Below are 8369 nucleotides of genomic sequence, written 5' to 3'. Positions count from 1 at the left end.
ACCGTCTCCGGGTTGTTGTTGACGATAACCGCTTCATAGCCCATTTCTTTCAGCGCCCAGACAGCGTGTACGGTGGAGTAGTCAAACTCGATGCCTTGACCGATGCGAATCGGGCCGGAGCCAAGTACGATGACGCGCGGTTTGCCTGTTTCCTCCCGCTCGTCTTCATCTTCATACGTTGAGTAGTAGTATGGCGTTGCGGCTTCGAACTCGGCCGCACACGTATCAACCATTTTGTATACCGGGATGATGCCAGCATCCTTACGCTGCGCTTCAATATCGGCGAGCGCAATTCCGGTTACTTCCGCGATGCGGCGGTCGGTGAAGCCCATCCGCTTTGCCCGGCGCAACATGTTTCTGTCGAATGTGCGGGAAATCACCGCTTCCTCCATTTCTTTCTCAAAGCGGACGATACCTCCGAACTTCGCAAGGAAGAAGTAGTCGATTTTCGTCAGCTCATGGATTCGCTCTTCCGTCATGCCGCGGCGCAATCCTTCCATGATAAGGAACAGACGCTCGTCGTCCGCTTTCACCAGGCGGCGTTCCAACTCTTCCTGACTTACTTCTTTCGCTTCCGGCAGCTCCAGGCTATGCAGACCGATTTCAAGAGAACGAACTGCTTTGTGCAGCGATTCTTCAAACGTACGTCCAATGGCCATGACTTCACCGGTCGCTTTCATCTGCGTACCCAGCCTGCGGTTGGCGGAGATAAATTTATCGAACGGCCAGCGCGGAATCTTTGTAACGATATAGTCCAGCGTCGGCTCGAAGCAGGCGTACGTCTGCTGGGTAACCGGGTTTTTCAGCTCATCCAGCGTATAGCCGACGGCAATCTTCGCCGCCATCTTCGCGATCGGATAGCCGGTCGCTTTGGACGCCAGCGCGGAGGAACGGCTCACGCGCGGGTTTACCTCAATGACATAGTATTGGAAGCTGTTCGGGTCGAGCGCCAGTTGCACGTTACATCCGCCCTGGATGTTAAGCGCGCGGATAATTTTCAGCGACGCGGAACGCAGCATCTGGTATTCGCGGTCCGAAATCGTCTGGCTCGGCGCCACTACGATACTGTCGCCTGTATGGATGCCGACCGGGTCGATGTTTTCCATGTTACACACGACAATGGCGTTGTCAACTGCGTCGCGCATCACTTCATACTCAATTTCTTTAAAACCGGCAATGCTTTTTTCGACCAGGCATTGCGTAATCGGACTGTACTTCAAACCGCTGGCCACAATCTCGCGCAGTTCTTCCTCATCGGCTGCAATGCCGCCGCCCGTACCACCCAGCGTGTACGCGGGGCGAACGATAATCGGGTAGCCGATGCGCTCGGCGAACGCCAACGCTTCTTCCACCGTATGAATGATATCACTCGGAGGCACCGGTTCACCGATTTCCTGCATGAGGCTGCGGAACAGCTCACGATCTTCCGCTTTTTTGATTGCTTCTAAATCTGTGCCGAGCAACAGCACATTTTCCTCTTCAAGGATACCTGCTTCATCGAGTTCAATGGCGAGATTCAGACCCGTCTGTCCGCCAAGCGTAGCCAACAGACCGTCCGGTTTCTCCTGGCGAATGATGCGCGCCACAAACTCTTTCGTCAACGGCTCGATGTATACTTTGTCTGCCATGTTGGTATCGGTCATAATGGTCGCCGGATTGCTGTTGACCAGGATGACTTCATACCCCTCTTCTTTTAACGCCTGACAAGCCTGGGTCCCGGCGTAATCGAATTCCGCGGCCTGACCGATGACGATCGGACCAGAACCAATGACAAGAATCTTCTTGATGTTATCGAGTCGCGGCATGCGCTTTTTCCCCCTTTACGAATGTGGTTACCTGTTCCAGAAAATGGTCAAACAAATAGTTCGAATCATATGGTCCCGGCGCGGCTTCCGGATGATACTGCACAGAGAATGCCGCATATTTTTTATGTGTAAGCCCTTCGACTGTGCCATCATTCAACGCAATATGGCTGATTTCCAGGTCCGTATTCATTACCGAATCGGCGGTCACGGTGTAGCCGTGGTTTTGTGAAGTGATGTGTGTACGGCCGGTTGAAAGCTCTTTAACCGGATGATTGCCACCGCGGTGCCCGAACTTCAGCTTCTCCGTGTCGGCGCCGCACGCCAGCGCGAACAGTTGATGTCCCAGGCAAATACCGAACAGCGGGTACTCGCCAAGAATCTCTTGAATCATATGGATGGCCTCCGGAACGCTCTTCGGATCTCCGGGTCCGTTCGAGAGCAGAATTCCGTCCGGACGGATGCGACGAATTTCATCAGCCGTAACATTGTACGGAGCGACAATCACATCGCAGCCCCGGTTGGTCAACTCGCGCAGGATGCCGTATTTCGCACCGAAATCCACAAGCACGATACGCGGACCCCGTCCCGGCACCGGGAATAAGTTCTTCGTAGACACGCGGGCCACCTGGTCTTCCATCAGCGGTGCCTTAAGTTTCTCAAGCAACGCCTCCACCGGCTCATCTGAAGTCGTAATAATGCCTTTAAGCGTACCATGCTGGCGGATGATCCGTGTCAGCTTGCGCGTGTCGACTTCAGCGATGCCAGGGATGTTATATTCTTTGAGAAGAGAGGCAATCGTCTGCTCGCTGCGCCAGTTGCTTGGCACTTCACAGTGTTCCCGTACGACGAACCCGTGTACAAACGGGCGAATGGATTCGAAGTCATCGCGGCTTACCCCGTAATTTCCGATCATCGGATAGGTCATCGTAACAATCTGTCCGCAATACGACGGGTCAGACAGTACCTCCTGGTAGCCGGTAATTCCGGTGTTAAATACAACTTCTCCCCGCGACTCTTCTTCCGCGCCGAATGAAGTCCCGATGAATACCGTGCCGTCTTCCAGTATGAGTCTCGCTTGTTTGGTCATTATGGTCTCGCTCCTTCATTGTTCATCTCTTCCGCCTGCCATACTACGCGGCCCTCAAGCATGGTCAACACCGGCCAGCCTTTCAGCTTCCAGCCTGTAAATGGCGTATTACGCCCCTTACTTAAGAATGTAGTAGGATCTACTTCTTTTTCCGTTTCCAAATCAATCACCGCTATATCGGCCACAGCGCCTTCTTCGAGCACGCCCCATGGCAGATTGAATACATCCGCCGGCACTTTCGTCATTCGGTCGACAATTTCTTGCAGGGTGAATGCGCCCGGCAGCACCAGCTTCGTATATAGAAGCGGGAACGCAGTTTCCAGGCCGACGATACCGAATGGCGCCAGTTCCATGCCCCGCTGCTTTTCTTCTGCCGTATGCGGTGCATGGTCGGTTACAATCATGTCAATTGTACCGTCTTTTAATCCCTCAAGCAGCGCATCACGGTCGCGGCGGGAACGCAGCGGCGGATTCATCTTATAGTTGGCGTCCAAACCCGGAATGTCTTCATCGCACAGGAGAAGATGGTGCGGGCATACTTCTGCCGTTACACGAACGCCGCGCTGTTTCGCCTCCCGAACGAGACGCACCGACTCGGCGGTACTAATGTGACATACATGGTAATGTGTACCCGTGGCTTCCGCCAGCAGAATGTCGCGGCTAACATGAATCGATTCAGCCTCCGACGGGATGCCCTTTAAGCCGTGCTTTTCGCTGAATATACCTTCGTGCACGCATCCGCCTTCAGCCAGACTGTCATCTTCACAGTGCGCTACTACCGGCAAACCGAGCGACGTTGCCATCTTCATTGCATCTTTCATCATTTGACTTGTCTGTATGCCTACCCCGTCATCGGATACGGCGACGATGCCGGCTTCTTTCAACGCCGCCATGTCGGTTAACTCTTTGCCAAGCTCACGCACCGTAATGGCACCTATCGGCAGCACACGGGCGCTGCCTTCTTCTTTTGCTTTGCGAAGAATTTGCTGCACCACTTCAGGCGTATCGGTGACCGGGCGCGTATTCGGCATACATGCTACCGTGGTAAAACCGCCGCGGGCAGCCGACGCCGTTCCGGTCGCAATCGTTTCTTTTGCTTCGAATCCCGGCTCCCTCAGATGAACATGCATATCGATAAAGCCCGGGGTAACCAGTTTGCCCTGCACATCGATAACCTCGTGACCGACCCCGTCAATGCTGTCCGCAATCCTGGCGATCATGTTTTCCTCGATTAAAACGTCCTTTGTTACCAGCTCTCCACTTATAAGCAATTGACCATTTCGCAAAATTGTACCCATGGTTCTCCCCCTGTGCGTAATTTTTGATTATAAAAAAGGCTTCCTACCGTCCTGCCGGGGTAAGAAGCCCTGTCGTATATGCATTCGGAAATAAGGAGCCCGTCTTTCCCATGCACCAAAATTTATGCGGGAACAGGCCGCCTTCTCCTACTTCACATACATCACGGCATCCTTACCAGACTCACGGGACTGTTTTAAAGGATGATTATGATGCTTGTCTATGCGGTTGTTCGTTTTTTTTTGTATCTCCAAAAGCGACTTCCTTGCCCGGCAGCACCGCATGCAGCACAATGCCGAGGAAGGTAGCCATCGCAATGTTATCGATGGTCAAGTTGGCAATGAAGTTGCTGAACGTTACTTCGTGGAAGTCCAATTTGAATCCCCCGATTCCGGTTACAAGCACAATCGCCGCAACCACCATATTTCGCTTATGTGCAAAGTCGATGTTATGCTCTACGTACATGCGCATACCTTGTGCTGCGATGATACCGAACAGCACAATCGTTACACCGCCCAGGACAGGCTTCGGAATTGTCATAAGAAATGCGCCGATTTTGCCGACGAAGGCGAACAGGATGGCGAAGCAAGCTGCACCGGCGATAACTGCGCGGCTGTATACCTTGGTAATCGCCAGAACCCCCATATTTTCCCCATATGTCGTACTCGGCGGACCGCCAAGGAATGAAGCGAAGACGACCGCTGCTCCGTCGCCTGCGAGCGAACGGTGCAGACCAGGGTCGCGCATCAAATCACGGTTCATGATGTTGGCCGTCACCAGCAGGTGGCCGATATGCTCCGCCAGCGTTACGAACGCGACCGGCGCAATAATGAGCGCTGCCATCCAGGAGGCCGGAGACGTGAAGGCATCCAGCACTTGTCCGGTTACAAAGTGCTCTTTCACCCACATGCTTGGCGTGATGAAGAGCGGGGCCGTGGCTACGCTCGTTAAGTCAATCCATTCAGGATGGCGAACCAGCGTATAAATATATCCTATTATCATCCCGGTGAGAATGGGCAGCACAGACAGGAAGCCACGGAAGAAAATCATCGCGATGACCGTCACAGCGAGCGTCACGAATGCCACTTCCACCGCGCCCAACGAGTACGCCGGCTTCGCCGCGTCGCTCAGCGGGTCGTTCAGCGCCCAGCCTACCGCCACACCGGACAGGCTCAGGCCGATGACAATGATAATCGAAGCAATGACAACCGGAGGAAGCAGGCGGTTCAGCCATTCAACTCCTGCTGATTTCACGATAAGTGCCACAATTAGATATACCAGGCCGGCGATAAAACAGCCAAGCATGGCCGTACCGACACCATGGCTTGCGCTTACGGTAATAATCGGACCGATGAATGCGAAGGAAGAACCGAGATAGTTTGGCAGCTTCCCTTTTGTAATCAGCAGGAACAATAGTGTTCCGATCCCGCTCGTCAGAAGCGCGACCGATACGTCCAGCCCGGTCAGTAGCGGCACCAGCACGGTGGCGCCGAACATGGCGAACAGGTGCTGCAGGCTCAGCGGAATCAGTTTCTGAATCGCCGGCGTTTCGTGTACGTCAACATAATCTTTCTTTGGCATGGTTGTTTCTCCTTCCTTACCAGCCTCACAGTGCTGAGTTAAAGGTGTATTGGTTTTTCAGGAAAATAATGTAGAAGGTAAGAGGTTAGACAGGAGAGTAAAAAAGGGGACCCGCCTTTTTCTTCAAATCTCTACTTCTTCCTTCCTGTTTTCTCTAAAATCGTCACACACTCGCGATGATCCACTTCCGCAAGCTCTACCCCAATCATTTCTTCTTTGGAAGTCGGCACGTTCTTACCCACATAATCCGGGCGAATCGGCAGTTCCCGATGTCCGCGGTCCACCAGCACCGCCAGTTGAATCATCTGCGGACGCCCGACGTCCATCAATGCATCCAGCGCAGCGCGGACCGTCCGGCCTGTAAATAGCACATCGTCAACGAGAATGACTTTCTTGTCCGTGATATCTTCCTCAATATCGCTGCCTTTAATCATCGGCTGATCCTGCTTCCGGGTCAAATCGTCCCGGTAAAGCGTAATGTCAAGCTCACCGACCGGGACAGTCTGGCCTTCAATCTGTTGAATACGTTCCGCCAACCGCCGGGCCAGATAGATGCCGCGCGTACGGATGCCGATGAGCACACAGTTTTCTACGCCTTTATTGCGCTCGATAATTTCGTGGGCGATACGGGTCAGCGCCCGTCGCATCGCAGCTTCATCCAGAAGTACGTTTTTTTCTTTCCACTCACTCATCGTCGTCATGCTTCCCTCCTAACTGAGAGTTAGAATTATTTTGTGCATAAACTATAAGATAGACACAAAAAAAGCTTTCTGCGAGGGGCAGAAAGCTTTTTGGGTTCAGCAAAAGACAAGGTGAGACAAATTTCACCTATACTTCTACCGAACTCATCCGATTTCCTTGCCAGCCTCACAGGACTGATTTAAAGGTTGCTTTTTAGTTAAATGAAGTATGACATGAAATCTTAAAACTGTCAATCCTTTTTATTCAAGTTTTAACATCGTAATCATTTGTTCCATATCAGCCGGCAGCGTTGCATGAAACTCCAAGTATTCACCCGTTGTCGGATGAGTAAACCCGAGCGTTTTCGCATGCAGGGCCTGGCCTTCAATCGCAAATGGATTCTTCGGCCCATATTTTGGATCTCCGACCAGTGGATAGCCGATGTATTTCATATGGACACGAATTTGGTGCGTACGTCCGGTCTCCAGCTTCAGCTCAACCAGCGTGTAGTTCTTAAAACGTTCCAACACGACAAAATGCGAAACCGCAGGCTTGCTGTGTTCAAAAACGACTGCCATCTGCTGCCGATTCTTCGGATCACGTCCGATCGGTGCATCAATCGTGCCTTTCTCATGCGGAATAACACCGTGCACAAGCGCCACATAACGGCGCGTCACCGTATGATCTTTGAGCTGGCGAGCCAGCGATTCATGCGCTTTATCGTTTTTGGCAACCATCAGAAGGCCTGATGTATCTTTATCAATCCTGTGCACAATACCGGGACGCAGCACGCCATTGATACCGGACAAATCACGGCAATGATAGAGCAATGCATTGACCAGCGTGCCGGAATAATGCCCCGGCGCCGGATGGACAACCAGCCCGCGCGGCTTATTCACTACAATGACATCGCTGTCTTCATATACGACATCAAGGGGGAGATTCTCCGGTTTAATATCGACTTCGCGCGCCGGCGGTACCGTCAGGGCTACCTCGTCGTCTTCCTGCAGCCGGTAATTTCCCTTGACCGGTTTGCCGTTTACCGTAAGCAAGCCATCTTTAATCCAGCCCTGCAGTTGACTGCGTGACCAGTCCTCCTGCACGGTGGCCAAAAATTTGTCCACACGCTCTCCGGCGTCTTCCGGCTCTATAGTCCAATCATGACGTTCATAGCGTTCTTCGTTATTCATATTTTCGATCCCGTCCGTTCACCAGTAGCTCTCGCAAGCCGTCAATCACAAACAGTCCAACGCCGATAACAATTGCCGAATCGGCCACATTGAAAATCGGAAAATGAATCAGCGTAAAATCAAAGAAATCCACCACTTGTCCGGTCAGTACACGGTCGTAAAAATTGCCGACCGCTCCTCCCAGGATAAGCGCCAGCGCCCAGGAAACAAGGGCACTCTCTTTGTACACCCTGCGTAAATACCATACAATCCCGACAATAACCGCCAGGGTAATCACAATAAAGAAGGCGCGCTGGTTTTGCAAAATCCCGAACGCTGCTCCCCGGTTTCTGTGAGAAGTCAAATGAAATACGCCTTCCCACAAGGGAATGGACTGGCCGAGTTCCATATAGGTTACGACCAGCCATTTCGTCACGCGATCCGCCAGAAAAACAAGCAGCGCAATCACATAATAGTAAATCAACAGATTTCCTCCCGCCTTCGCGCTTAAGCTTACGCGTTTACTTCCTGTTTTACAACTGTTGCGCAGCGTGTGCACAGGGTAGGATGAGCTTCATCATGCCCTACTTCCGGCGTGATAACCCAGCAGCGCTCGCACTTCTCGCCTTCCGCCGGCGTAACGACGACTGCGAGACCTTCAAGCTGTACAGCATGCTCCGGCGCCGATTCAGACGAAGGATGCAGCGCAACATGCGAGGTAATAAACAATTCCTTCAGCCGCTCTTACGC

Annotated in this window: 8 protein-coding genes; all 8 read right to left on the bottom strand. The window is 52.6% G+C overall.

The genetic code is table 11. From position 1 onward, the window contains the following. Positions 1-1805, bottom strand: a 1805-nt coding sequence (gene carB, locus B2899_RS02855; RefSeq protein ID WP_286883923.1) for a carbamoyl-phosphate synthase (glutamine-hydrolyzing) large subunit, incomplete at its 3' end; no start/stop codon positions are given. Then, entirely contained in the window at positions 1789-2892 is a 1104-nt protein-coding gene (locus B2899_RS02850) for a carbamoyl phosphate synthase small subunit (protein WP_146808013.1), read from the bottom strand. The genes B2899_RS02850 and carB, both read right to left, overlap by 17 nt. After that, on the bottom strand, positions 2892-4190 hold the full coding sequence (locus B2899_RS02845) for a dihydroorotase (protein WP_146808014.1): 1299 nt from the start codon (positions 4188-4190) through the stop codon (positions 2892-2894). Before B2899_RS02845 ends, B2899_RS02850 begins: the two co-directional genes overlap by 1 nt. Before the next feature lie 205 nt (positions 4191-4395). Beyond that, positions 4396-5769, bottom strand: coding sequence for a uracil-xanthine permease family protein (locus B2899_RS02840; RefSeq protein WP_286883915.1), 1374 nt, complete (start codon positions 5767-5769; stop codon positions 4396-4398). Positions 5770-5900: 131 nt separating this feature from the next. Further along, positions 5901-6461 carry a bifunctional pyr operon transcriptional regulator/uracil phosphoribosyltransferase PyrR gene (pyrR, locus tag B2899_RS02835; protein WP_146808135.1) on the bottom strand — a complete coding sequence of 187 codons (561 nt, stop codon included), beginning with the start codon at positions 6459-6461 and terminating at the stop codon, positions 5901-5903. 249 nt (positions 6462-6710) lie between these two features. Continuing rightward, a complete protein-coding gene (locus tag B2899_RS02830) occupies positions 6711-7640 on the bottom strand; it encodes an RluA family pseudouridine synthase (RefSeq protein ID WP_286883912.1) in 930 nt (309 codons plus the stop codon). Continuing rightward, positions 7633-8100, bottom strand: a complete 468-nt coding sequence (lspA, locus tag B2899_RS02825) for a signal peptidase II (protein WP_146808136.1) — start codon at positions 8098-8100, stop codon at positions 7633-7635. Before lspA ends, B2899_RS02830 begins: the two co-directional genes overlap by 8 nt. Before the next feature lie 32 nt (positions 8101-8132). Then, positions 8133-8348 (bottom strand): zinc finger domain-containing protein, encoded by a 216-nt coding sequence (locus B2899_RS02820; protein ID WP_286883909.1) that lies wholly within the window; start codon positions 8346-8348, stop codon positions 8133-8135. Positions 8349-8369: the final 21 nt, after the last annotated feature.

Origin of the sequence: Aneurinibacillus sp. UBA3580 (genome assembly GCF_002375825.1) — a bacterium.
GTDB classification, from domain to species: Bacteria; Bacillota; Bacilli; order Aneurinibacillales; family Aneurinibacillaceae; genus Aneurinibacillus; species Aneurinibacillus danicus.
Note: the sequence above shows the minus strand (reverse complement) of the source record. Positions and strands in the feature narration are given on the sequence as shown.